The following is a 23,613-nucleotide window of genomic DNA, read 5'->3' on the forward strand; positions in this document are numbered from 1 at the left end:
AATGCGGGTCACGCTCGGCGAACGAGCCAGGCTGTCTTTGCTGGTCGGGCGCCGCGCCTTGCGGAGTCTTGCCGGCACCGTCGGCACGCATCCGCTCACGCGCTGGCGCTACGGCTCGACCAAGACCGACCGCCTCGTCATCGCGCCGCAGGACCTGCGCACCGCCGACGCCACCCGCGCCGCCGAGATCTATGCCGGGCGCTTCGCCTTCGCCGGCAAGGTGGTGATCTGCGACCGGCGCTCGCCCTTCGAGATGGTGCCACCGTCGGAAGAATGGGCCACGGTGCTGCTCAACTTCTCCTGGCTACGCCATCTGCGCGCCGCGGACTCCGCGATCACCCGCGCCAATGCGCGCTCGCTGATCGACGAGTGGATCACCCATCAGGGCAGTTGGCATCCGATTGGCTGGCAGCCGGAGATCCTGTCGCGCCGCATCGTCTCGTGGCTGTGTCATTCGCCTTTCATCCTGCAGGACGCCGATGCGCGCTTCTATCGGCGTTTCATCCGCAGCCTGCAGCGTCAGGTGCGTTATCTGCGCGGCACGACGAACAACGCGCGCGCCGGCCTGCCGCGGCTGCAGGCGCTGATCGCACTGACCTACGCCACTTTGTGCCTCAACGGTCTGTCCGGCCAGTTGCGACCGACGGCGCGGCGGCTGATCGACGAACTGCGCGCGCAGATTCTGCCCGACGGCGGCCATGTCAGCCGCAACCCCGGCACATTGATCGAGATCGTCATCGACCTGCTGCCGCTGCGGCAATTGTTTACCGCGCGCAATCTGCAACCGCCGCAGGCGATCAACAACGCCATCGACCGCATGATGCCGATGCTGCGTTTCTTCCGGCATCCGGACGGCAATTTCGCGCAGTTCAACGGCATGGGCCCGACCGCGGTCGATTTGCTCGCGACCGCGCTCGCTTATGACGATGCGCGCGGCGCGCCTTTGTCGAACGCGCCGCATTCCGGCTATCAGCGCATCGACGCCGACGCCACGGTGATCCTGATGGATACCGGCAGGCCGCCGCCGGTCGCGCTCTCGACGGAAGCCCATGCCGGCTGTCTGTCGTTCGAGATGTCGTTCCGTCAGCATCGCGTCATCGTCAATTGCGGCCTGCCGTCGATGAACCGCGAGAACTGGCGCCAGGTGGCGCGCGCCACCGCGGCTCATTCGACGGTCACCTTCAACGATACGTCGTCCTGCCGGTTTCTCGAATCCAAATCATTGCGCCGGCTACTCGGCGGTACGCCGATCGTGTCCGGCCCGCGCAAGGTCACGGCCGAGCGCACTGACGCCGAGGAGGGTGTCACCATCGTCGCTTCGCAGGACGGCTATGCGGGCGAATTCGGCGTCGTGCAGACGCGCACGATCAAGGTCAGCGCCGACGGCCGCACCATCGACGGCGAAGATGAATTCACGCCCGCCTACAAGGCTTTCGACATCCGCAAGGGCGACGAATACGCGGTGCGCTTTCATCTGCACCCCTCGATCAAGGCGAGCCGCCTGTCGGAAGGGCGCGGTGTCATCCTGCTGCTGCCCGACAAGGAAGTCTGGACCTTCGCCACCATGGGCGAGACGGTGGAGGTGGAGGAAAGCGTATATCTCGCCGGCTCCGACGGCCCTCGCCGGGCGGTGCAGATCGTGGTCTATGGCCATGCCCGCCAGGACGCCAAGGTGCGCTGGACCTTCCGGCACACGCCGCCGGTATCGCCAGGCACCCGTCTGGACCGCGCCGAAGAGCCGGAATTGCCGTTGTAGTGGCGCGCTTGGGGCGCTATTCCCCGGTCAACTCTCAACGCAAAACGACGAGCTCCCATGTCCAGCCACCCGCGCCGCGTCACCCGCGCTTTGCTGTCGGTTTCCGACAAATCCGGCCTTATCGACTTCGCCAAGGCGCTGGCCGGCTTTGGCATCGAACTCGTTTCCACCGGCGGCACGGCGAAGGCGCTGAAGGATGCCGGCCTGCGCGTCGCCGACGTGTCCGAGCTGACCGGATTTCCGGAGATGATGGACGGACGGGTCAAGACGCTGCACCCGAATGTCCATGGCGGCCTGCTCGCCATCCGCAACAATGCGGAGCACGCCGCGGCGATGAAGGCGCACAACATCAAGGCGATCGATCTTCTGGTGGTGAACCTATATCCATTTGAGGAAACCGTCGCCAAGGGCGCCGCTTACGACGACTGCATCGAGAACATCGATATCGGCGGGCCCGCGATGATCCGCGCTGCGGCGAAGAACCATGGCGACGTTGCCGTGGTCGTCGACACCACCGATTACGCTCTGGTGCTCGAAGAACTGACAAAGCACAACGGCATGACCACCTACGAGACGCGCTCGAGGCTCGCGGCCAAAGCTTATGCGCGCACTGCGGCTTATGACGCCGCGATTTCCAACTGGTTCGCGGCCACGCTGAACAACGACGCGCCGGATTACCGCGCCTTCGGTGGCAAACTGGCGCAGCCTCTGCGCTACGGCGAGAACCCGCACCAGACAGCAGCTTTCTATCGCACGCCGAATGTGCGCGCCGGCGTCGCCACGGCGCGGCAGGTGCAGGGCAAAGAACTCTCTTACAACAACATCAACGACACCGACGCCGCGTACGAGGTGATTGCCGAGTTCGATCCAAAGCGCGCGGCGGCCTGCGTCATCGTCAAGCACGCCAATCCCTGCGGCGTCGCCGAAGGCTCATCGCTGCTCGACGCCTACAAGAAAGCATTGGCCTGCGACTCGACGTCGGCCTTCGGCGGCATTGTCGCGCTGAACCGTCCGCTCGACGCCGAAGCCGCGAAAGCCATCACCGAGATATTCACCGAGGTGATCATCGCGCCGGATGCCAGCGACGAAGCCATCGCCATCGTCGCGGCGAAGAAGAACCTGCGGCTGCTGCTTGCTGGTGGCGTGCCCGATCCGCGCGAGAAGGGCCTGCTGGTCAAGTCGGTGGCGGGTGGTCTTCTCGTTCAGTCGCGCGATGCCGCCGTGGTCGACGACATGGAATTGAAGGTCGTCACCAAACGCGCGCCAACCGCTGCCGAACTCAACGATCTGCGCTTCGCCTTCCGCGTCGCCAAGCACGTCAAGTCGAACACGATCGTCTATGCGAAGGATCTTGCCACCGTCGGCATTGGCGCCGGACAGATGAGCCGCGTCGACTCGGCGCGCATCGCCGCGCGCAAGGCCGAAGATGCCGCCAAGGAACTGGGGCTGTCCGCGCCGCTGACCAAGGGCTCGGTGGTCGCGTCCGATGCGTTCTTCCCGTTCGCCGACGGCTTATTGGTCGCCATCGAAGCCGGCGCCACGGCGGTGATCCAGCCCGGCGGCTCGATGCGCGACGCCGAAGTGATCGCGGCGGCCGACCAGCACGGCATCGCGATGGTGTTCACCGGGACAAGGCATTTCAAGCATTGAAGTCCGTCATTCCGGGGCGCGGCCGCAAGGCCGCGACGTGGCGTCCCCGAATGACAATTATTCTCGCGCCAGATCCCCCAGCAAACTCGCCGCCACGCTGAGCTTCGACAGCGTCAGTCCCGACCCTGCGATCTCGTGAATCGCGGCGCGGATGCGTTCGACTTCCTGTTTGCGCGGCTTGAGCCATTCCTCCACCGCCGCCGCGCCGGCGTGGCCGTTGCCGACCATTGCGGAGGTCAACCGCCGCTCGGCATCGCCGATCTGGTCGACGGCGCGGTCGAGCGCTAGGCGGTCGAAGTAATCCGACACGACAATACCCGGCACCGCGTTCGCCACCTTGTCGAGCTGGAAGAAGGCTTCGGTGGCGAAATAGGTCGCGGTCACCTCCGCGATCGGCTTCTTGGCGCGGTCGGCGACCATGACGATATCCGGCGCCGCCTTAGTCAGCGCCAGATTGGCGATGCGGCGCCCGATAGCGTCCGGCACGCCGTCGCGCGTCAGCTGCGCAATGTGGGCGTCGCGCGCCGCGGCCGCCGGCTTCGGCAGCGCGGTGTCGAGCGCGGCTTCGACCTGGGTGATGCCGTCGCGATAATGCGCGACGATGGCTTCCAGCCCTTCCCTGAGATCGACATTGCGCAGGAACCACACAAGGCGATCGAGCAGCAGGTCCTGCACCGCGGCATAGAGCGACAACTGCATGTCGCCCGGCACCTTGTTGTCGAGCGTGTCAATCTCGCCATTGAGGCCGATCAGATCGTAACTGTTGCGCACGGCGGCGAAGGCGGCCGCGATCTGCGCTGGCGCGGCGCCGGTCTGGTCGGCGATCCGCACGATAAGCGTAGCGCCGCCGCGGTTGATCATCGAGTTGGTGAGTTGGGTTGCGATGATCTCGCGGCGCAGGCGATGCGATTGCAGCGCGCCAGCATAGCGCTCCGTCATCTCCTTGGGGAAATAGCGATTGATCTCGCGGCCGAGGAATGGATCGTCCGGTACGTTCGAATCGAGCAGCACTGAATAGAGCGTGAGCTTGGCATAAGCGAGCAGCACGGCCAGTTCGGGCCGCGTCAGCGGCAGGTTGCGCTTGCGCCGGTCGGCGAGCGCCATCTCGTCCGGCAAATACTCCACGGCGCGGTCGAGCAGGCCCTGCTGCTCCAGCGTCTGCATCAGGCGCTGCTGAAAGCCGAAATCCTCCAGCCCGCGCCGCTGCGCCAGCGACAGCGCTAAAGTCTGTTGATAGTTGTTGCGCAAGACCAGCCGCGCCACCTCGTCGGTCATTTCGGCGAGTTCGGCGTTGCGCGCCTCGAGCGTCAGCCGGCCGGCGCGAACCGGCTCGGCATAGGCGATCTTGATATTGACCTCGACGTCCGAGGTGTTGACGCCGGCCGAATTGTCGATGGCATCGGTGTTGAGCCGCACGCCATTGAGCGCCGCCTCGATGCGGCCGCGCTGGGTCATGCCGAGATTGGCGCCCTCGCCGACCACCTTGACCTGCAGGTCGGCGCCGGTGATGCGGATCGCGTCGTTGGCGCGGTCGCCCGCGGCCTCGTCACCCTCGGTCGCGGCGCGCACATAGGTGCCGATGCCGCCGAAGAACAACAGGTCGGCCTTGGCCTTCAGGATCGCCTGCATCAACTGCGGCGGCGTGACTTTCTCAGCGGCGCCGAGCAGCTTCTGCGCCTCGGGCGACAACCGGATTTCCTTGGACGAGCGCGGATAGATGCCACCGCCTTTCGACAGCAGCGCCTTATCGTAATCCTGCCAGCTCGAGCGCGGCAGATCGAACAGCCGCTTGCGCTCGGCGAAGCTCGTTTTCGGATCGGGATCGGGATCGATGAAGATATCGCGGTGATCGAAGGCCGCGACCAGCTTGATCGTGTCCTCGCGCAGCATGCCGTTGCCGAACACATCGCCCGACATGTCGCCGACGCCGACCACGGTGAACGGCGTGTCGTGGATGTTGATGTCCATCTCGCGGAAATGGCGCTTCACCGATTCCCAGGCGCCGCGCGCGGTGATGCCCATGACCTTGTGGTCGTAGCCGGCCGAGCCGCCCGAGGCGAAGGCATCGCCGAGCCAGAAACCGTGCTCGACGGCGAGACCGTTGGCAATGTCCGAGAAGGTGGCAGTTCCCTTGTCGGCAGCGACGACGAGATAGGGATCGTCGCCTTCATGCCGCACCACATTATCCGGCCGCACAATGCTTCCATCGGCGGCATAATTGTCGGTAATATCGAGCAGCGTCGAGATGAACAATTTGTACGATGCGATGCCCTCGGCCATGAACTGGTCGCGCGTCGGGTTCTTCGGCATCTGCTTCGGCACGAAGCCGCCCTTGGCGCCGACCGGCACGATCACCGCGTTCTTGACCTGTTGCGCTTTCACGAGACCGAGAATCTCGGTGCGGAAATCCTGCGGCCGGTCGGACCAGCGAATGCCGCCGCGCGCCACCTTGCCGAAGCGTAGATGAACGCCCTCGACACGCGGCGAATAGACGAAGATTTCATAGAGCGGTCGTGGCAGAGGCATGTCGGTGATCTTGCCGCTCTCGAATTTGATGGCGATCAACGGCTTGAGCTTGCCCTCCGCATCGGTCTGGAAATAGTTGGTGCGGATCGCCGACTGCACCGCATTGACGAAGAAGCGCAGGATGCGGTCCTCGTCGAGGCTCTCGACCTTCGCCAGCCCTTGCTCGATGCGCTCTGCAATCATTTTCTGATTGAGATCGCGCAGGTTCGCCGCGTCGCCGCGTGGATCGAAGCGGGCATGGAACAATTCGACGATCTCGCTGGTCACCGCGGCGTGCTTGACCAAAGTCGCCCACATGTAATCCTGCGAGTGAGGCACACGAATCTGGCGCAGATAGCGCGACAGAGCGCGGATCAGCGCTACATCGCGCCAGCCGAGCCCTGCCTGCAGCGTCAACGCGTTGAAGCCATCGTTTTCGGCCATACCGCGCATGACGTGCAGGAAGGCTGCTTCCAGCCGCGCTTTGCCGGACTGCAGATCGATGCCGGTGCCGTCTCCGCGGGTCAGCAACATGTCGTGGAACCACAGCTTCTCGGCATTGGCCGGCGAGATTTGATAGGTGCGCTCGTCGACAACCTTGAAACCCATGTTTTCAAGGACGGGCACGCGCTCCGACAGCGGCAGGGGCCGCCCCAGGCTCCAGACCTTGAGGCTGACATTCTCCTGCTCATGCTCGTCGCGATGGCGGAAATCGACCGCCAGCGGCCGGTCTTCCGACAGGGTCTCGATGGCGCGAATGTCATCAGCCGCGCTGGACGGCATATAGAAGTCGTGGAAATCCGCCGTAAAAGCCTCGCGATAGCGCTCGAACAGCGCGCGCGCCTTCTCCGGCGCGTGCGTGGCGGTCAGCGCGTCGGACAGCCCGTCGGTCCAACTGCGCACGATCTGCGCGATGTCGCGCTCCAATATCTCGGGCGCCACGTTCGGCGTGGCGCCGCCGCCGCGACCGATGATGAAATGCACACGCACCAGCGGGCCTTCCGGGAAGAAAGGATAGAAGGCGGTGACGTGCCCCTCGAAAGCCTTGGCGAGATAATCGCCGATGCGAACCCGCATGATGCTGTCGTAGCGCTCGCGCGGTACATAGACGATCGCCGAGACAAAACGGTCGAAGCGATCGTGACGCGCCAGCACGCGTACCCGCGGTCGCTCCTCGAGGCGCATGATCGCCATGGCAAAATGAAAAAGCGTATCTTCGCCAATCTGGAATAGCTCGTCGCGCGGATAGTGCTCAAGCACGTTCGCCAGCGCCTTGGCCGAATGACTGTTCGGCGCGAAGCCGGCACGCTCCTCCACCGCGGCGATCTTGCGCCGCAAGTAAGGGATCTCATGCGCGGTTCGCGTATATGCCGACGACGTGAACAGGCCGACGATGCGATGCTCGCCGACGAGAATACCCTCGGCGTCGTATTTCTTGACGCCGATATAGTCGAGAAATGTGCGCCGATGCACATGCGCGTGCGCGTTCGCCTTGGTGATGATCAGCGGCCGCGGCTCGTTGAGAAACGCCATGATCTCCGGCGTGAGATCGAGGTGCTGGTCACCGCGCTTGAGCACGCGCAGGCTGGCGTCGCGCATGATGCCAAGGCTGCTGGCGAAATCCGCGTCAAGCGCGTGCTCGCTGAAGACGTAGTCGCGCAGGCCGAGGAAAGTGAAGTGATCGTTGAGCAGCCATTGCAAAAAATGAATGGCCTCGCCGATCTCGTCCACCGGCAGCGGTGGCGGATTGGATTTCAGGTTCGCGACGATTTCCTCGGTCCGTTCGCGCATCGGCCGCCAATCCGCGACCGCGACGCGCACCTGACCGAGCACGCGCTCGATCGCCGCTGCGATCTCGGCACGCAGCTCCGCCGATTCGATCGGTTCCATATGGATATGGATCACGCTCTCGCGCGCGCCGGCGGCCGGCTCGCCGAGCGCATTGAGCTTGCCGTTGTCGTCGCGTTTGACACCGAAAATGGGATGCGCCACCAGCCTCACGTCGAGGCGCCGCGCGGCCAGTTCGCCCATCACCGAATCGACCAGAAACGGCATGTCGTCATTGACGATCTCGATCACGGTAATGTTACGCGGGGACGTCGGCGCCCCGATCTCGATCGTCTCGCAGGTCATCCGCGCGGCGCCCGGCTTGCGCTGCTGCATGAAATCCCAGACCCGCGCAGCGAGTTGCGCAAGCTCGCTCGCCTCGTAACGCGCAACGTCTTCGGGCACGACCTGGCCGAACAGGCGCTCGGCGAAGCCATCAGGAATCTCGCCCCGCCGCAGCTTCAGCGCCGCGCCCGCTTGCGCGATCGCCTCATGGGCCGCCGCCTGTTCTGCATCGGAAGCATTGATGGCTGCCAGTTTGTCGAGCACGAGGGACCTCATATGACTGGGAACGACGGCAGGTCTGCACCGGTGCAAAGGCCGCTTCATACGACAATGCGTGGTCTGGGAATCGGTCTTCGCTGACGGGGCAGTCTTCACCTTCCCGACGCATTGGTCGAGAGCGACGCTTGGCTTAGCCTTCGAGCATGACCGCTTTATGTTTTCGTGGCGATCACGATCAAGCCGCTGAAATACAAAATGAATATCCCTGCCTTTGGCTATGTTCGGCAGACTGGAAGCATTGTAGGCTCGGCGCTCGGCGTAAAGAAATTTTTACAGGTGCAAGCATGGCCGGGACCGTCGCCAAAGCCGCAGGCAAGAACCCTCGTAAATCTGCTGACAAGAAAGCCGCTGCACAAGCAGCCGTACGATCGGATGACGATCCGATCATCGCGCTCAAGCTGCCGCGAGGCGAGTTGTCGCCGGCGATGACGGCCTACTTCCAGAAATGCCAGGACAAGCTTGGCTTCATCCCGAATGTGCTGGTGGCCTATGCCTTCGACAACGCCAAGCTCGAAGCCTTCGCCGCCATGTACAATGACCTGATGCTGGCGCCGAGCGGTCTGTCCAAACTCGAGCGCGAGATGATCGCGGTCGCGGTGTCGGCGCAGAACCGCTGCTATTACTGCCTCACCGCGCACGGCGCTGCCGTGCGGCAATATTCCGGCAATCCGCTGCTCGGCGAGCAGATCGTGATGAACTATCGTGTGGCAAAACTCGACAAGCGCCAGCGCGCCATGCTGGATTTCGCAGTGAAGCTCACCAACACGCCGGCCGAGATCGAGGAGCACGATCGCGAGAGCTTGCGCCGCGCCGGATTCGAAGACCGCGACATCTGGGACATTGCGGCGATCACCGGCTTTTTCAACATGTCGAACCGCGTCGCCTCGGCAACCGACATGCGGCCGAACCCGGTCTATCACGAGCAGGCTAGATAAGTCGCTGCGCCGACCCCATACTCCGTTCATTCCCGCGAAAGCGGGAATCCAGCTAAGCCAAAAAATGGGTCCCCGCTTTCGCGGGGACGAACGGGTAAATCATCGCTGATGGTCAAACGACTCTTCTCAATCACCCTCGCCCTCCTCCTCACCGCCTCGCTCGCGCTGGCGCAGTCGACGCCGCAGTTGCAGAACTCGCAGCCGTCGTTTCCGCCGGCGCAGGGCATCGTCGGCGAGACCGGCATGGTGGTGGCGCAGGAGCGCATGGCCGCGCGCATCGGCGTCGAAATTCTCGATCGCGGCGGCAATGCCGTCGATGCGGCAGTTGCGGTCGGTTTCGCCATGGCGGTCACCTATCCGCGCGCCGGCAATCTCGGCGGCGGCGGTTTCATGGTGATCCATCTGACGAAGGATGGCCGCAACACGGCCATCGACTATCGCGAGACCGCGCCAGCCGCGGCGACGCCGGACATGTTCCTTGACGCGCAGGGCAATCCCGATCCGGTGAAGTCGCGCGACTCGGGCCTCTCAGTTGGCGTGCCCGGCACAGTCGCGGGTCTCGCCATGGCGCACGAAAAATACGGGTCCGGCAAACTCTCCTTGTCCGACCTGTTGCAGCCCGCCATCCGGCTCGCCGATCAGGGCTTCGCCGTTCAGGACGACACCGCCGACTCACTGCCGGGCGCGGCAAAGAAGCTGGCGCGCTGGCCCTCATCCGCAGCCATCCTGCTCAAGAACGGCGGCGAGCCTTTGCAGTCGGGCGACCGGCTGATCCAGTCCGATCTTGCCGACACGCTCAAAGCCATCGCCGCCAGGGGCCTTGACGGCTTCTATCGCGGCGAGGTCGCGCGGAAGATTGCCGCCGCCGTGCGCGAGGCCGGCGGTGTGATGACCGCGGACGACCTTGCCAATTATCGCGCCGTGGAGCGCGATGTCGTCAAGGGCAGCTATCGTGGCAGCGACATCGTCTCGATGCCGCCGCCCTCGTCCGGTGGCGTGCATCTCATTCAGATGCTCAACATTCTGGAAGGCTACGATCTTAAAAAGCTCGGCCGCAATGACGAGGCGCTGCACTATTTTATCGAGGCCATGAGGCGCGCCTATGCCGACCGCGCCGTCTATATGGGCGATCCGGATTCGGTAAAGATGCCGATCGCCGGTTTGATCTCGAAGAAATATGCCGCCGCGCTACGTGCGGGCATCACCGACAAGGCGACGCCGTCGTCCGACATCAAGGCCGGCAAGCCCGCCGACTTTGAAGGCCAGAACACCACGCATTTCTCCGTCATCGACCGCGACGGCAATGCCGTGTCGAACACCTACACGCTGAACTTCTCCTACGGCCTCGGCCTGATCGCCGACGGCACCGGTGTGCTGCTGAACAACGAGCTCGACGACTTCACCGCCAAGGCCGGCGCGTCGAACGCCTACGGCCTCGTCGGCTTCGCCGCCAATCTGCCGGGGCCGAACAAGCGGCCCTTGTCGTCGATGACGCCGACGATCGTGCTGAAGGACGGCAAGCCGTTCATCGTTACAGGCTCGCCGGGCGGCAGCCGCATCATCACCGCGGTGTTGCAGGTCATCACCAATGTCATCGACTTTAAAATGCCGATCGCCGCAGCCGTCACCGCGCCGCGCATCCATCATCAATGGATGCCAGACACGGTCTATGTCGAAAGCGGCTTTCCGCAGGCCGTGCTTGATGGCCTTGCCGCGCGCGGCCATAAACTAGAACCGACTCGGCCCGCGACATCGGTGAATTCGATAGAGGTCCTGCCGAAAACCGAATTCCAGCCGCGACGTTATGTCGGCGCCGCCGATCCCCGCACGCGCGGCTCCCTCGCCGCCGGTTATTGAGAAAGCCTCAGAGAACAAGTCCATGAACGAAACCACGCCATCGGTCGAACGCGTGCGCGCCGCTTTGCTTGCCGCCGGCCAGCCCGATACCATCGACGTCTTTCCGGACGGCACCCGCACCGCGCAGGATGCCGCCAATGCGGTCGGCTGCACCGTGGCGCAGATTGCCAAGTCCATCGTGCTGCGCGCCGGTGAGCAGGTGGTGCTGGTGGTCGCCTCCGGCGCCAACCGCGTGAACACCGCCAAGGTCGCCGCTTTGCTCGGCCAGCCGGTCAAGGCGGCGGACGGGCGCTGGGTGCGGGACGTCACCGGCTTCGCCATCGGCGGCGTTTCGCCGATCGGTCACCAGAGCCCGCCGCGCATTTTCATCGACCAGGACCTGATGGCCCTCGACCCGGTCTGGGCCGCCGCAGGCTCGCCCCGCCATGTATTCCGCACTTCGGCCGAGGCACTGGCCGCCATGACCGGCGGCACGGTGGCCGATATCCGGGAGGGGTAGGCCCCCGGGGCGGCCTCTTTGCGACGCAGCCGCGATGGGCTACCAAAGGGCGTCGAATTCAAGGAAGGACCGCTCATGAAGCGCCTGATCAAGTCCGCCGCCGCCGTCGCCACCAAAGACGACATCGGCTCCCGCCTGCTGTTCGGCTTCGCCGCCGTGGTGATCGGCTCGCTCCTCCTCGCCGCCTCGGCGCGCACCCAGATCCCGTTCTGGCCGGTGCCGATGACCATGCAGACCATGGCGGTCGTCCTGATCGGCATGACACTGGGCTCGCGGCTCGGCTTCATCGTCGTCACCGCTTACGTGCTGGAGGGCCTGATGGGCCTGCCGGTGTTCGCCAACTCGCCGGCGCGCGGCACCGGCCTCGCTTATATGATGGGCCCGACCGGCGGCTATCTCGTTGGCTTCTGCGTCGCCGCTTATGTGTCCGGCTGGCTCGCCGAGCGCGGCTACGGCCGCGAGCTGTTCACCGCCGTGCTGGTCAACATCATCGGCACGCTGATCATCCTCACCTTCGGCTATGCCTGGCTGGCGCACCTCATCGGACCCGTGAAGGCCTATGCCGCGGGCATCCACCCGTTCCTGTTGTCGTCGCTGGTGAAAATCGGCCTCGGCGCCGGCCTCGCGGTCCTGATCGCGCGCTCGCCGCTGAAGCACATCGGCCCCAATCGGTAGGCGCCGACTCGCTGGAGCATCTCGCCCGCGCCATCGATTCAACGGCGCGGGACGAATGACGCATCAGTCGTCGCCGAAATACCCCTTGGCGGCGTCACGGTGACAGGCGACGCAATTGGCTTTCGATTTGACGCGCGGGTCTTTAAAGGCGCTCGGACTGACCTCGCCGCGATGCTCGCGAATCCACCACGGCAATTCAGTGATGCGTAGGGGCGTTTGATCGGGTTTCACGCCACGTAACTGACGCGCGCCGCGTCCACCCGCATCGGCCGCGTTGGCGACGAGATAATCGGTGATGTGTTTCGTTGTCTTGGCGTCGAGTGCGGCGTTCTCGCCAAAGTGATCGTCGAGCTTGTCCATGATCGCCTGCCATGAACGCGTCGGCAGCATGCCGGCCGGATAGGCCATATGGCAGGCGCCGCATTCGGTTTGCACGGTTTTGTCGGTGACGACCGCAAACGGGGCGCCGCCTTCCGCAACGGCGGAAGGCGCCATCAGCGAGCTGATGGCAAGGACGATACTGGCGGAAGCGAGCGCGGCACCGGCCGGCCAGAGCACGGAACGAAAACGTGAAACGCGCATGACGGTTTCCTTTCGGGTTGGGCCGGACACCATCGCGGCCCGGCATGGATGATCGGCGGACGGCTACTGACTCGCCATGAAGGCGATGAAGTCGGCTTTCTCGGCATCGGTGCAGGCACGGCCGAGCACGGTGTTGCAATTGCGGCCAAACCACTTCTCGACCTTGGCCGGATCGGTGAAGCGGCCGGGCATGACCGACACCGCCAGCGGTTCGACAGCCTTACCGGCACGGGTGCGGCCGGCGCTGTGCGGATCTTGGCCATGGCAAGACGTGCAGGATGCTGTCTCGGGCTGGCCGCCGCTGTGCGTCGCGAGGAAGAATGCCTTGCCGCGTTCCGGCGACGGCTTGGTGCCGGCTTTCGCCGCATAGCCGTCGAGGATCGCTTGGCGCGCCGGATCGGCGAGCGCGACAGCGGATGCCGTGACAAGAGCCGCTGCAACGACGATGGATATCGATTTCAGTTTCATGTTCGGTCTCATGGTGTGGCCTCGTCGGGAATGTCGATGTTGCCGGGATAGAAACGTCCGCTGCTGGCGTCGGCATGGCAGGCGACACAGTTGCCGCGACCGCTAACCGCTTTCGACGCAAACACCGCGTCGGGAATGCCCGCGTGCCGGCGCGTCCAGAACGGCGTCGCGGTGATCGTAAAAGGCTTGGCCGCTTCGACCTGTCGCAAACGATTGGCAGGCAACGTGTCGGCAGTCTCAGCCGCGTTGGTGGCGAGATAGTCGCCGAGCCTCGCCGCGGTCGCCGTGTCGAGGCTGGCGTCTTCGCCGAAATGATTATCAAGACCGGCGATCAGCGCGCCCCACGATGCCCGCGGCAATAGACTCGGGTGATAGGCGGTATGGCACGCGCCGCATTCTTTGGTGTAGACCGGATCGACTTTGGCAACCGGCACTCCAAGACCAGGCCGCAGGCTCAGCGTCCATATCGTCACTGCCGTGGTCGCAAACAAAATGGCCGCGATCGACGCCGCCAGAAACGGCTGGGCCCGCCGTCGCACCGAGACGTGATCGCCGTGCCGCACTTCCTTGCGGCCGTCGACCATGGCGCGCACGAGATTTTCGCACGTGCGCCAGCTTTCGAAGAGCGCGCCGGCAATGTGCAAGCCGACCAGGCCGAGCAGTATCAGCGCCAGCGCTTCGTGAATTTGACGCGCCTGCCAGCCGGCGGCGAATGTCGTAGCAAAGGCGAGCGGACCAGCTTTCAGGACGCCGCCGAAGGCAAGCACGCCCGTGATCGCAATGGCTGCGACGACCGCAAGCAGCGCGACAATCATCGCCGCGCCGAGCGGATTGTGGCCGCGATGACGTTCGTTACGGCCAGCGAGCAGCGCGCGCATATGCGCCAGCGTCGTCCTCGGCGACACGATGAAATCGGAGAACCGCGCGTGCGTCGTGCCGAAGAATCCCCAGACGACACGGCCGGCGATCAATGTTGCCGCCGCGGTGCCGGCCCAGACGTGAATGTCGATCCACGAGACGCCAGCGAGATAGCCGGTCGCCGCCGCGAGTGCGATCGCCGCGACCAGCAACCAATGAAAGCCGCGCACAACCCAATCCCACACCCGCGTGCGTGGTGGTGGCTTGCGCGTGGCAACCGGCGACGGAGATGGCACGGCCTCGCCTTCGACGAGAGAGGTCGCGACGTGATCGTGCGGCATGTCGTGCATCGGTCCATCGCCCAAGGCGGATCGCGGATGCACATGACGATAGGGAGATGGAACTGACGGCCCCCTGACAAGGCATGTCAGCGAATTGTCAGTGAATTGTCAGGTTGCAGTGGTTGAATACCGAGCCTAGGCAAAAGACCAGCCTTGCCGGCTGTATTTTCGTGACCAATAGCGATTTGTGGGTCGGTTTGACTGGAGCGGGCGAAGGGATTCGAACCCTCGACCCCGACCTTGGCAAGGTCGTGCTCTACCCCTGAGCTACACCCGCATCCGTCAGTACATTGGCCGGTCAAGACTTTACCGGACATGAGCCGGTCAAACCGTCGCCGGCCGCCAAGGCGGCCCGTATGCCAAAAGCGGCGGGGCTTTGCAATGGGAGAAATCCCGGGGTTAATGGCCGCCACGCCAGGGGTTCCTCCCAGGCCGCCTGAAGCCCCCGAAAGACCCGTAATGCCCGCGACCCCCGACCAGCTTTTCGCCCTCCTCGACAGCCTCGGCATCGCCCACCCGACCGTGAGCCACCCGCCTTTGTTCACCGTGGAACAGAGCCAGTCCCTGCGCGGCAAAATCCCCGGCGGCCACACCAAGAACCTGTTCCTGCGCGACAAAAAGCAGGCGGTTTACCTGGTCACGGCGCTGGAAGACGCCGACATCGACCTCAAGGGCCTGCACCGGGTGCTCGGGGCCTCGGGGCGGTTCTCCTTCGGCTCATCCGACCTGCTGCTCGAGCTTCTGGGCGTGACGCCCGGCTCGGTGACGCCCTTCGGCGCGATTAACGACACCGCGGGCCGGGTCATCGTGGTGCTGGACGCGCCGCTGATGGAGCACGCCATCATCAACGCCCACCCGCTCACCAACACCATGACCACCTCGATCGCGCGCGAAGACCTCGTGAAGTTCCTCGAAGCCACCGGGCACACACCGCGCATCGAGCGGGTATCCAGCCTCGCGCCCACGGCCGATTAAGGCCGGAATTGCCATTTCCGGGGCTCCTCCCCATCTATTTCCGGTGTTCAGAGGCGGCAAACCGGGGTAAAGCCGGAACCGCATAAAGGGGTCAGACGACGATGCTGGGAATGGGCGGCGACACAACGGCGGCGGTGGCCGGCGACCTGATCAAGGACACCACCACACAGGGGTTCATGAAGGACGTCATCGAGGCGTCCAAGACCCAGCCCGTGCTGGTCGATTTCTGGGCCACGTGGTGCGGCCCCTGCAAGCAGCTCACGCCCGTGCTCGAGAAGGCAGTCAAGGCGGCCAAGGGCAAGGTCAAGCTGGTCAAGATGGACATCGACAAGAACCCGGAAATTCCGGGCCAGATGGGCATCCAGTCGATCCCGGCCGTCATCGCCTTCGTCAACGGCCAGCCGGCCGACGGCTTCATGGGTGCGCTGCCCGAGTCGCAGGTGATGGCGTTCCTCGAGCGCTTGACCAAGGGCAAGATCGAGGACGAAGGCGCCAATCTGCTCGAGGCCGCCGACGCCGCGCTTGCCGAGGGCGATGCCGCCGCAGCCGCCGACATCTACGCGCAGCTGCTGCAGGAAGATTCATCGAACATCGCCGCGCTGGCGGGCCTTGCACGCTGCTATGTCGCCACCGGCAATTTCGAGCAGGCCAAGAAGACGCTCGCCATGATCCCCGAGGCGAAGCAGAACGACGCCGCGGTCGCCGCCGCGCGCGCCGCGCTCGATCTCGCCATGCAGGCAGAAGCCGCCGGCCCGCTCGACGAATTGCAGAAAAAGGTCGATGCCGATCCGCTCGATCATCAGGCCCGCGCCGATCTGGCCGCCGCGCTCAATGCCGCCGGCAAGCGCATGGAAGCGGCCGATCATCTGCTCGCCATCGTCAAGAAAGATCGCAAGTGGAACGAGGACGGCGCGCGCAAGCAGCTCGTGCAGTTCTTCGAGGCCTGGGGCGCCACCGATCCGGCGACGCTCGAGGGCCGCAAGAAGTTGTCGTCGATTTTGTTTTCATGAGCCGTGCGCGGCGAACGCGCCGCGCTCTTCAAACCCGAGGCATGCCGAGGACGCTCCATGCCGATGAACCCCCGATATCGCAGCCCGGCCGAATTGCCCGGCGTCATCCCGGTGTTTCCTCTCGCCGGAGCACTGCTGTTGCCGCGCGGCCAGTTGCCGCTCAACATTTTCGAGCCGCGCTATCTCGCCATGATCGATGACGCACTGCGTGACGGCCATCGTCTTATCGGCATGATTCAGCCCGACGGCGTCACCGAAGCGCCGAAGCTCAAGCCCGCGCTGTTCAAGATCGGCTGCGTCGGCCGCATCACCCAACTCGCCGAAAGCGGCGACGGCCGCTACATCATCGAGCTCACCGGCGTATCGCGGTTCCGCGTCGAGGAAGAGCTCACGGTCAACACCGACTACCGGCAGTGCCGCGTCACCTACGCGCCGTTTGCAGACGACTTTATCGCCCGCAAGGGCGAGGATGCGGTGAACCGCGACGCGCTGCTGCGCGCGCTCACCGACTTCATGACCGCCAACAACATGACGGCCGACTGGGACGACATCAAGCAGGCGCCCACCGAGGCCCTGGTGAACGGTCTGTCGATGATGTCGCCTTACGGCGCGCCGGAAAAGCAGGCGCTGCTGGAAGCGCCCGACCTGAAGACGCGCGCCGAACTGCTGGTCGCCATCACCGAAATCGAACTCGCCAAGAAAAACGTCGAAGGCGAACCGCCGCTGCAATAGCAACGTGAGAACCATCGCATGACCTTGCCTTCCGTTCCCGAGCGCCCCGCGCACAGCGTCGATCCGAAGCTCTTGGAGATCCTGGTCTGTCCGCTGACCAAGACCACGCTGGAGTACGACGCCAGCAAGCAGGAACTGATCTCGCGTCAGGCCAAGCTCGCTTATCCGATCCGTGATGGCATCCCGATCATGCTGCCGGAAGAAGCGCGGCGGCTGGATTAGGACGTCTACGCCCTATCAAAACCATCACCAAGGAAGAATCCAATGCTCAAAATCTGGGGCCGCAACACATCGTCCAACGTTCAGAAGGTGATGTGGGCAATCGGCGAACTCGGCCTCACCCATGAACGCATCGATGTCGGCGGCGCCTTCGGCAAGAACCGCGAAGCCGAGTATCTCGCCATGAATCCGAACGGCCTGGTTCCGACACTGCAAGAAGACGATGGCTTCCTGCTGTGGGAATCGAATTCAATCGTGCGTTATCTCGCCGGCAAGTTCGACAAGTCGGGCATCGTCGAGCCCAAGGACCTCAGGCAACGCGCCGTCGCCAGCCAGTGGATGGACTGGCAGCTGTCAGTGGTCGGCCCAGCAATCACGCCTTTGTTCTGGGGTTTAATTCGCACACCGCCGGAGAAGCGCGACATGGCGGCAATCAAAGCCGGCCGCGACAAGACCGTCGAAGCCATGACGATGCTCGACCGGCATCTCGCCAAGAACGATTACGTCGCCGGCCTGGCGTTCTCCTATGGCGACATTCCGGTCGCCATCATGTGTTATCGCTATGTGCAGCTCGTGCCGGACCGCCCGGCAACGCCAAATCTCGATCGCTGGTACGCCGCAGTGTCATCACGCCAGGCGTTCAAGGATCACGTGGGCGCAGTGCCGTTGTCGTGACTTATTGTCGTCCCCGCGAAGGCGGGGACCCATACACCGTGTGCTCTCGATAACGCGGTGGCTATAGGTCCCCGCCTTCGCGGGGACGACATAGAATTAAACCATCTCGCCTTTCATCAGCTTCGGCACCTCGCCAGTCACACCAGCCGCTTCGCGGATGAATGTACGCTTCAATTCCGGCATGCGCTCGACCAGGCCGAGTCCGATGTCGCGCACCAGCCGCAACGCGTTGGAGTGGTTGGAGAACAGCCGGTTCAGCCCGTCCGTGGCGACACTCATAGTCATGGTGTCGAAGCGGCGCCAGCGCTGATAGCGCTCCAGCACCTGTGGACCGCCGATATCGAGGCCGAGCCGAGCCACGTCGGCGATCGACTCGGCCAGTGCCGCGACATCGCGCAGGCCCATATTGAGGCCCTGCCCGGCGATCGGATGAATGACATGCGCGGCATCGCCGATCAGGGCCAGGCGGTCAGCGATGAACGAGCGCGCGTTGTACAGGCCGAGCGGATAGGCGCGGCGCGGACCTGCGATTTTCAACTCGCCGAGATGCAGGCCGAAGCGCTTCTCCAACTCGGTGTGGAATTCGTCATCCGGCAGCGCGACAATGCGCTCGGCGTCGCGCGTCCGTTCCGTCCACACGATCGACACGCGATTGCCGGTGAGTGGCAGGATGGCGAAAGGTCCGGCCGGCAGGAAGTGCTCTTCGGCGCAGCCATTGTGCGGACGTTCATGCTCGACAGTAGTGACGATGCCGGACTGCCCGTAGCTCCAGCCATGCGTGGCGATGCCGGCCTGCTCGCGGATCGCCGATCGCGCGCCATCGGCACCGACGAGAAGGCGTGCCTCGATTTCGTTACCATCGGCGAAAGTCACGACAACCGCTTTAGAGGTCGTCTCGTAACGGCTCACCGCCGTGGCGCGCAGATCGATGCCCATATCCTTGGCCCGCTTAACCAGCGCGTCGATGAGATAGCGGTTCTCGACCATGTGGGCGAAGGGCTCGCCTTCTTCGACTTCGCCGCCGAAGGTCAGGAAAGTCGGACGCACCACGTCGTCGAGCTTTGAATCGGTGACCACCATATCGAGGATGGGCTGCGCGGTCGGCGCCACTGCGTCCCAGACTTCGATAGCCTCGAACAGCCGCCGCGCCGCGGCGGCAATCGCCGTAGCGCGGGGGTCCTTCGACGGCACTTGCGCCAGCGCCGGATCGGCCACCGTGATCGCAAAACGCTCGCCGAGCGCCTGGCGCAATGCGATCGCCAATGCCAGCCCCGCGAAACCGGCGCCGCCGATGACCAAATCATTCCGCTGCAACATTGTCGCACCCTGTCACGAGAGCCGAGGCTTACACCCCTTCTTCGTTTGCAAGACTAGCTCATTCAAGTGCTTACCGCACGCGCTCATCCGCTTTGCGGCACCTGCTAACTTTTTGATTCAGATCAAAAATTGCCAGAGACTTAGACTAAAGTCTAATATTGAGTCGTGACCCGCCGGGGCACGGCGAAAACCAGGAAGATGGGCAATGACCACTGAAACGCAAAGCGGCATGGACCGGAACCAGATCATCATCTGGATCGCGATCGCCATCGTTGTCATTGGTGGCCTCTATTATCTGGTCTGACATCGTCTCATCTGACCGGAAGACAGCAAGCGGGCGGATTTCGCCCGCTTGCTTTTTTTGTGGCGGCGGCATTGCCTGTCGATAGACGGACCGGCAGCAACGATCGTGCGGCCCGCAAGAAAGGGCAAAAAAGGATTGCATGATGACGTCCGCCGTCGCCGACCTGCTCAAGATTCTCGATCTCGAATTCCTCGACGTGAACCTGTTTCGTGGCAACTCGCCGCAAGCCGGCTGGCAACGGGTTTATGGGGGACAGGTGATCGGCCAGGCGCTGGTGGCCGCGATCCGTACGGTCGATTCGGGACGCTCGCCGCATTCGCTGCACGCCTATTTTCTACTGCCCGGCGATCCCAAGGTGCCGATCATCTACGACGTTGACCGCATGCGCGATGGCAAGAGCTTCACGACACGGCGCGTCACCGCCCGCCAGCACGGCCATCCGATTTATTCGATGCTGGTGTCGTTTCACGCCGACGAAGCTGACCAGCTTTCGCATCAGGCGCAAATGCCGGATGTGCCAAAGCCGGACGCTCTGCCGAGCGAAGCCGAAGTGCGCAAGAACGTGCTGCCGACGATGCCCGACCCGGTCCGGCGCTATTACGAGCGCGAACGGCCGATCGAACTGCGCCCGGTCGAGTATGAGCGCTATCTTGGCAAGAAGATTCCGGACGGTCGCTTCAATGTCTGGTTCAAGGCGACCGGTCGACTGCCGGACGATCCCGCGATTCATCAATGCGTCCTCGCTTATTCCTCGGACATGGGCCTGCTCGATACCTCGCTGGTGCCGCATGGCCGCACCTTGTTCGAGAAGGAATTCATGGCCGCCAGCCTCGATCATGCGCTGTGGCTGCACCGGCCGTTCCGCGCTGACGAGTGGCTGCTCTACTCGCAGGACTCGCCGAATCTGAACGGCGCGCGCGGATTTTCGCGCGGCCTCATCTTCACGCAGGATGGCACGCTGGTCGCGTCTGTGGCGCAAGAAGGTCTGGTGCGATTGCGGCGTGATCCGTGAACCGCGACAGGGCTATACGACTTGTCGAACAGTGCTAGTATTTCGCGCCGGCGCGCCGGAATTTGGGGAGCAGATGCCATGAAACTCGTCACCGCGATCATCAAGCCGTTCAAGCTCGACGCCGTGCGCGAGGCGCTCAACGCCATAGGGGTGCATGGCATGACCGTCACCGAGGTGAAGGGCTATGGCCGTCAGAAAGGCCACAAGGAAATCTACCGCGGCGCCGAATACGCAGTGAGCTTCCTGCCGAAGCTGCGAGTCGAGATCGGCGTGGCCAGCGACCGGACCGACCAGGTGGTCGAGGCGCTGACCGGCGCGGCTCGCACGGGCGAGATCGGCGACGGCAAGATCTTCGTCGTTCCGATCGACCAGGCTGTCCGCATCCGCACCGGCGAGGTCGATGCCGACGCGCTCTAAGGCCACGCTCTAAGGCCACTTGGCTCGAAAACGCTTCAGAAGCCGCGCAGCAGGTATTTTCGTAGTCTGATTATTTTTTGTGCAGCAGTGCCTCACTCTGACGCCTCATTAGGCGGCGGCCAGTCGGCGCTTCTTTAGCACAATCTCATTTCCGAAATTACCCGTTGGTTATCAGCCGGTTACTGGCTGCCTGCACAACTGGCACGGGGCTTGATTCTCCTTGCGCGGTCATGCCTGCGAAGCGTGCTTCGTGCGGCCCGGCTCAGTGAAACGGCCCGCACTGTGTGGAAGTCAAAACGGGCTCAAGCGGGGATCGAATCCATGAAAATCGTCATGGCCATTATCAAGCCTTTCAAGCTCGACGAGGTTCGGGACGCTCTGACGTCGATCGGCGTCCAGGGTCTCACCGTCACCGAGGTCAAAGGCTACGGCCGGCAGAAGGGCCACACGGAAATCTACCGTGGGGCAGAATACGCGGTGAGCTTCCTCCCGAAGGTGAAGGTGGAGGTCGCGGTCGCGTCGAACCAGGTCGACAAAGTCATCGGCGCCATCTCGGGCGCGGCCAAGACCGGACAGATCGGCGACGGAAAGATTTTCGTCTTCGGGCTCGACAGCGCCGTGCGTATCCGCACCGGCGAGACCGACGCGGCGGCTCTCTGAAAACCCCGCACACACATCACCGATAGGAGTTAGACCATGACGTTGAAGAAAATCTCCAGTGCGGGGCTGCTTGCGCTCGCCGCACTGACCGCCGGCCTGCTTGTTGCCGACGGTGCCCTGGCGCAGACCGCAGCACCCGCTGCCGAAGCTGCGCCTGCCGCTGCCGCCGCCGCGCCGAAACTCGATACCGGCGACACCGCGTGGATGCTGACCTCGACCGCGCTGGTTCTGCTGATGACGATCCCGGGCCTCGCCCTGTTCTACGGCGGCATGGTCCGCAAGAAGAACGTGCTGTCGGTCGTCACCGCGTGCTTCGCCATCACCTGCCTCGTCACCATCCTCTGGATGGTCTACGGCTACTCGCTCGCCTTCACCGAAGGCAGCATGAACGCCTATCTCGGCGGCATGTCGAAGGCGTTCTTCGCCGGCGTCACCAACGAAACGATGAACTCGCTCGCCGCGACGATCCCGGAGTGGGTGTTCATCATCTTCCAGATGACCTTCGCGATCATCACCCCGGCCCTGATCATCGGTGCCTTCGTCGAGCGCATCAAGTTCTCGGCGCTGCTCTGGTTCATCGGCCTGTGGCTCACCTTCGTGTACCTGCCGGTCGCGCACTGGGTCTGGGGCGGCGGCTTCCTCGGTTCGGCTGGCGTGCTCGACTTCGCCGGCGGCACCGTGGTGCACATCAACGCCGGCATCGCTGGCCTCGTCGGCTGCATCATCGTCGGCAAGCGCAAGGGCTACGGTCACGTCTCCATGGCGCCGCATAACCTGACGCTGTCGATGATCGGCGCCTCGCTCCTCTGGGTCGGCTGGTTCGGCTTCAACGCCGGTTCGGCCGTTGCCTCGAACGCGCTGGCCGGCGCCGCCATGGCCAACACCCAGGTTGCCACCGCCGCGGCGGCGCTCGCCTGGATGTTCGCTGAATGGATCGTCGCCAAGAAGCCGAGCCTGCTTGGCATCATCTCCGGCGCGGTCGCGGGCCTCGTCGCCGTTACTCCGGCGGCCGGCTTCGTCAACCCGACGGGCGCTCTGATCATCGGCATCATCGCCGGCATCATCTGCTACATCGCCTCGGTGCATGTGAAGAAGGCGCTGGGCTACGACGACTCGCTCGACGTGTTCGGCGTGCACGGCGTCGGCGGCATCGTCGGCGCGCTCCTGACCGGCGTGTTCGCGGATGTTGCGATCAATCCGCTCGGCAAGGATGCCAGCCTCGCGACGCAGTTCTACGGCGTCGCCGTCACCGTGATCTACACGGCGATCGTCACGGCGATCATCATGTACATCGTGAAGGCGGTCATCGGCCTGCGTCCGACGGAAGCGCAGGAAGAGGAAGGCCTCGACATCACCCTGCACGGCGAGACGGTGCAGTAAGCCAATACGCGGCGGCGCGGACTTCGGTTCGTGCCGCCGCAGCTCCAGCGGTAGGGGCGGAAACCCGGCACTGTCCCTTCCGTCGAGGCCCTCGGTTCGCAAGAGCCGGGGGCCTCTCCTTTTTTGGAGAATCGGCTTTTTGGCGCCGGCCTTCGTGACGAATACTGTCAGGGTTGTCTGCAAGGCAACTGCAGCATCGGGCAACTCAACAGCGCCCTAAGTTCCGCTTACCTAAAACCTCCACCTGGGCAACGGCTTAGGAAACTGCCGCCCACGCCTTCGCAACTGCGAGCGCCGGTGCAACCCTGCGGAGTCTGCTTGACACGCTCTCGGCGCGTTGAGGTACGTCAAGAAGGGGCGACCCGCCTCACGTAACCTGCCTGCCAAATACCGCA

The 23,613-nt window shown here is 64.0% G+C and carries 20 protein-coding genes and 1 tRNA gene; 15 read left to right on the forward strand and 6 right to left on the reverse strand.

Translation table 11 applies throughout. The features are described 5' to 3' along the window. Window position 1: 1 nt before the first annotated feature. Both E8Q40_RS00730 and purH read left to right on the forward strand, forming a co-directional pair. Window positions 2–1,756 carry a heparinase II/III family protein gene (locus E8Q40_RS00730; RefSeq protein WP_137042588.1) on the forward strand — a complete coding sequence of 585 codons (1,755 nt, stop codon included), beginning with the start codon at window positions 2–4 and terminating at the stop codon, window positions 1,754–1,756. Between the two features lie 57 nt (window positions 1,757–1,813). Then, the gene (purH, locus tag E8Q40_RS00735; protein ID WP_137042589.1) at window positions 1,814–3,406 is read left to right on the forward strand and encodes a bifunctional phosphoribosylaminoimidazolecarboxamide formyltransferase/IMP cyclohydrolase; all 1,593 of its coding nucleotides are present in this window, start codon (window positions 1,814–1,816) and stop codon (window positions 3,404–3,406) included. Between the two features lie 57 nt (window positions 3,407–3,463). Here purH and E8Q40_RS00740 read toward each other — a convergent pair whose 3' ends face one another. Then, window positions 3,464–8,299, reverse strand: coding sequence for an NAD-glutamate dehydrogenase (locus E8Q40_RS00740; RefSeq protein ID WP_137042590.1), 4,836 nt, complete (start codon window positions 8,297–8,299; stop codon window positions 3,464–3,466). 428 nt (window positions 8,300–8,727) lie between these two features. On the opposite strand from E8Q40_RS00740, the gene E8Q40_RS00745 reads away from it, so the two are divergent. From E8Q40_RS00745 to E8Q40_RS00760, 4 genes are all read left to right on the forward strand, one after another. Further along, entirely contained in the window at window positions 8,728–9,237 is a 510-nt protein-coding gene (locus E8Q40_RS00745; RefSeq protein ID WP_246663132.1) for a peroxidase-related enzyme, read from the forward strand. A gap of 108 nt (window positions 9,238–9,345) precedes the next feature. Next, a complete protein-coding gene (ggt, locus tag E8Q40_RS00750) occupies window positions 9,346–11,094 on the forward strand; it encodes a gamma-glutamyltransferase (RefSeq protein WP_137042592.1) in 1,749 nt (582 codons plus the stop codon). A 22-nt stretch (window positions 11,095–11,116) separates the two neighbouring features. Further along, the gene (locus E8Q40_RS00755; RefSeq protein WP_137042593.1) at window positions 11,117–11,593 is read left to right on the forward strand and encodes a YbaK/EbsC family protein; all 477 of its coding nucleotides are present in this window, start codon (window positions 11,117–11,119) and stop codon (window positions 11,591–11,593) included. A gap of 75 nt (window positions 11,594–11,668) precedes the next feature. Next, entirely contained in the window at window positions 11,669–12,268 is a 600-nt protein-coding gene (locus E8Q40_RS00760) for a biotin transporter BioY (protein WP_137042594.1), read from the forward strand. A gap of 63 nt (window positions 12,269–12,331) precedes the next feature. On the opposite strand, the gene E8Q40_RS00765 is transcribed toward E8Q40_RS00760, so the two are convergent. The 4 genes from E8Q40_RS00765 to E8Q40_RS00780 form a co-directional block, all read right to left on the reverse strand. Further along, complete coding sequence (locus tag E8Q40_RS00765) at window positions 12,332–12,850, reverse strand: diheme cytochrome c (protein WP_205995633.1); 519 nt, start codon at window positions 12,848–12,850, stop codon at window positions 12,332–12,334. Between the two features lie 63 nt (window positions 12,851–12,913). Continuing rightward, complete coding sequence (locus E8Q40_RS00770) at window positions 12,914–13,318, reverse strand: DUF1924 domain-containing protein (protein ID WP_137042595.1); 405 nt, start codon at window positions 13,316–13,318, stop codon at window positions 12,914–12,916. Between the two features lie 8 nt (window positions 13,319–13,326). Beyond that, a complete protein-coding gene (locus tag E8Q40_RS00775) occupies window positions 13,327–14,526 on the reverse strand; it encodes a cytochrome b/b6 domain-containing protein (RefSeq protein ID WP_205995635.1) in 1,200 nt (399 codons plus the stop codon). Window positions 14,527–14,719: 193 nt separating this feature from the next. Beyond that, window positions 14,720–14,794: transfer RNA gene (locus E8Q40_RS00780), tRNA-Gly, on the reverse strand. A gap of 182 nt (window positions 14,795–14,976) precedes the next feature. Between E8Q40_RS00780 and E8Q40_RS00785 the strand changes: the two genes are divergently transcribed. The 5 genes from E8Q40_RS00785 to E8Q40_RS00805 all read left to right on the forward strand — a co-directional run bounded on the left by E8Q40_RS00785 (window position 14,977) and on the right by E8Q40_RS00805 (window position 18,128). Further along, a complete protein-coding gene (locus tag E8Q40_RS00785; protein ID WP_137042596.1) occupies window positions 14,977–15,492 on the forward strand; it encodes a prolyl-tRNA synthetase associated domain-containing protein in 516 nt (171 codons plus the stop codon). Window positions 15,493–15,593: 101 nt separating this feature from the next. Then, window positions 15,594–16,502, forward strand: coding sequence for a thioredoxin (gene trxA, locus E8Q40_RS00790; RefSeq protein ID WP_137042597.1), 909 nt, complete (start codon window positions 15,594–15,596; stop codon window positions 16,500–16,502). A 57-nt stretch (window positions 16,503–16,559) separates the two neighbouring features. Continuing rightward, on the forward strand, window positions 16,560–17,234 hold the full coding sequence (locus E8Q40_RS00795; RefSeq protein ID WP_137042598.1) for an LON peptidase substrate-binding domain-containing protein: 675 nt from the start codon (window positions 16,560–16,562) through the stop codon (window positions 17,232–17,234). An 18-nt stretch (window positions 17,235–17,252) separates the two neighbouring features. Then, window positions 17,253–17,456 (forward strand): Trm112 family protein, encoded by a 204-nt coding sequence (locus E8Q40_RS00800; RefSeq protein ID WP_137042599.1) that lies wholly within the window; start codon window positions 17,253–17,255, stop codon window positions 17,454–17,456. Between the two features lie 42 nt (window positions 17,457–17,498). Then, the gene (locus E8Q40_RS00805; RefSeq protein WP_137042600.1) at window positions 17,499–18,128 is read left to right on the forward strand and encodes a glutathione S-transferase family protein; all 630 of its coding nucleotides are present in this window, start codon (window positions 17,499–17,501) and stop codon (window positions 18,126–18,128) included. A 96-nt stretch (window positions 18,129–18,224) separates the two neighbouring features. Here the strand turns inward: E8Q40_RS00805 and E8Q40_RS00810 are convergent, their stop codons facing one another. Then, window positions 18,225–19,445 carry a ubiquinone biosynthesis hydroxylase gene (locus E8Q40_RS00810; protein WP_137042601.1) on the reverse strand — a complete coding sequence of 407 codons (1,221 nt, stop codon included), beginning with the start codon at window positions 19,443–19,445 and terminating at the stop codon, window positions 18,225–18,227. A 446-nt stretch (window positions 19,446–19,891) separates the two neighbouring features. Between E8Q40_RS00810 and tesB the strand changes: the two genes are divergently transcribed. From tesB to E8Q40_RS00830, 4 genes are all read left to right on the forward strand, one after another. Then, a complete protein-coding gene (tesB, locus tag E8Q40_RS00815) occupies window positions 19,892–20,761 on the forward strand; it encodes an acyl-CoA thioesterase II (protein WP_137046522.1) in 870 nt (289 codons plus the stop codon). Window positions 20,762–20,839: 78 nt separating this feature from the next. Continuing rightward, window positions 20,840–21,178: a P-II family nitrogen regulator gene (locus E8Q40_RS00820; protein ID WP_137042602.1), complete on the forward strand. Its 339-nt coding sequence runs from the start codon at window positions 20,840–20,842 to the stop codon at window positions 21,176–21,178. A gap of 321 nt (window positions 21,179–21,499) precedes the next feature. Continuing rightward, window positions 21,500–21,838, forward strand: coding sequence for a P-II family nitrogen regulator (locus tag E8Q40_RS00825; RefSeq protein ID WP_137042603.1), 339 nt, complete (start codon window positions 21,500–21,502; stop codon window positions 21,836–21,838). A 36-nt stretch (window positions 21,839–21,874) separates the two neighbouring features. Beyond that, the gene (locus E8Q40_RS00830) at window positions 21,875–23,218 is read left to right on the forward strand and encodes an ammonium transporter (protein ID WP_137042604.1); all 1,344 of its coding nucleotides are present in this window, start codon (window positions 21,875–21,877) and stop codon (window positions 23,216–23,218) included. Window positions 23,219–23,613 lie beyond the last annotated feature (395 nt).

It is taken from the genome of Pseudolabrys sp. FHR47 (genome assembly GCF_005153485.1).
Classification (GTDB): domain Bacteria; phylum Pseudomonadota; class Alphaproteobacteria; order Rhizobiales; family Xanthobacteraceae; genus Pseudolabrys.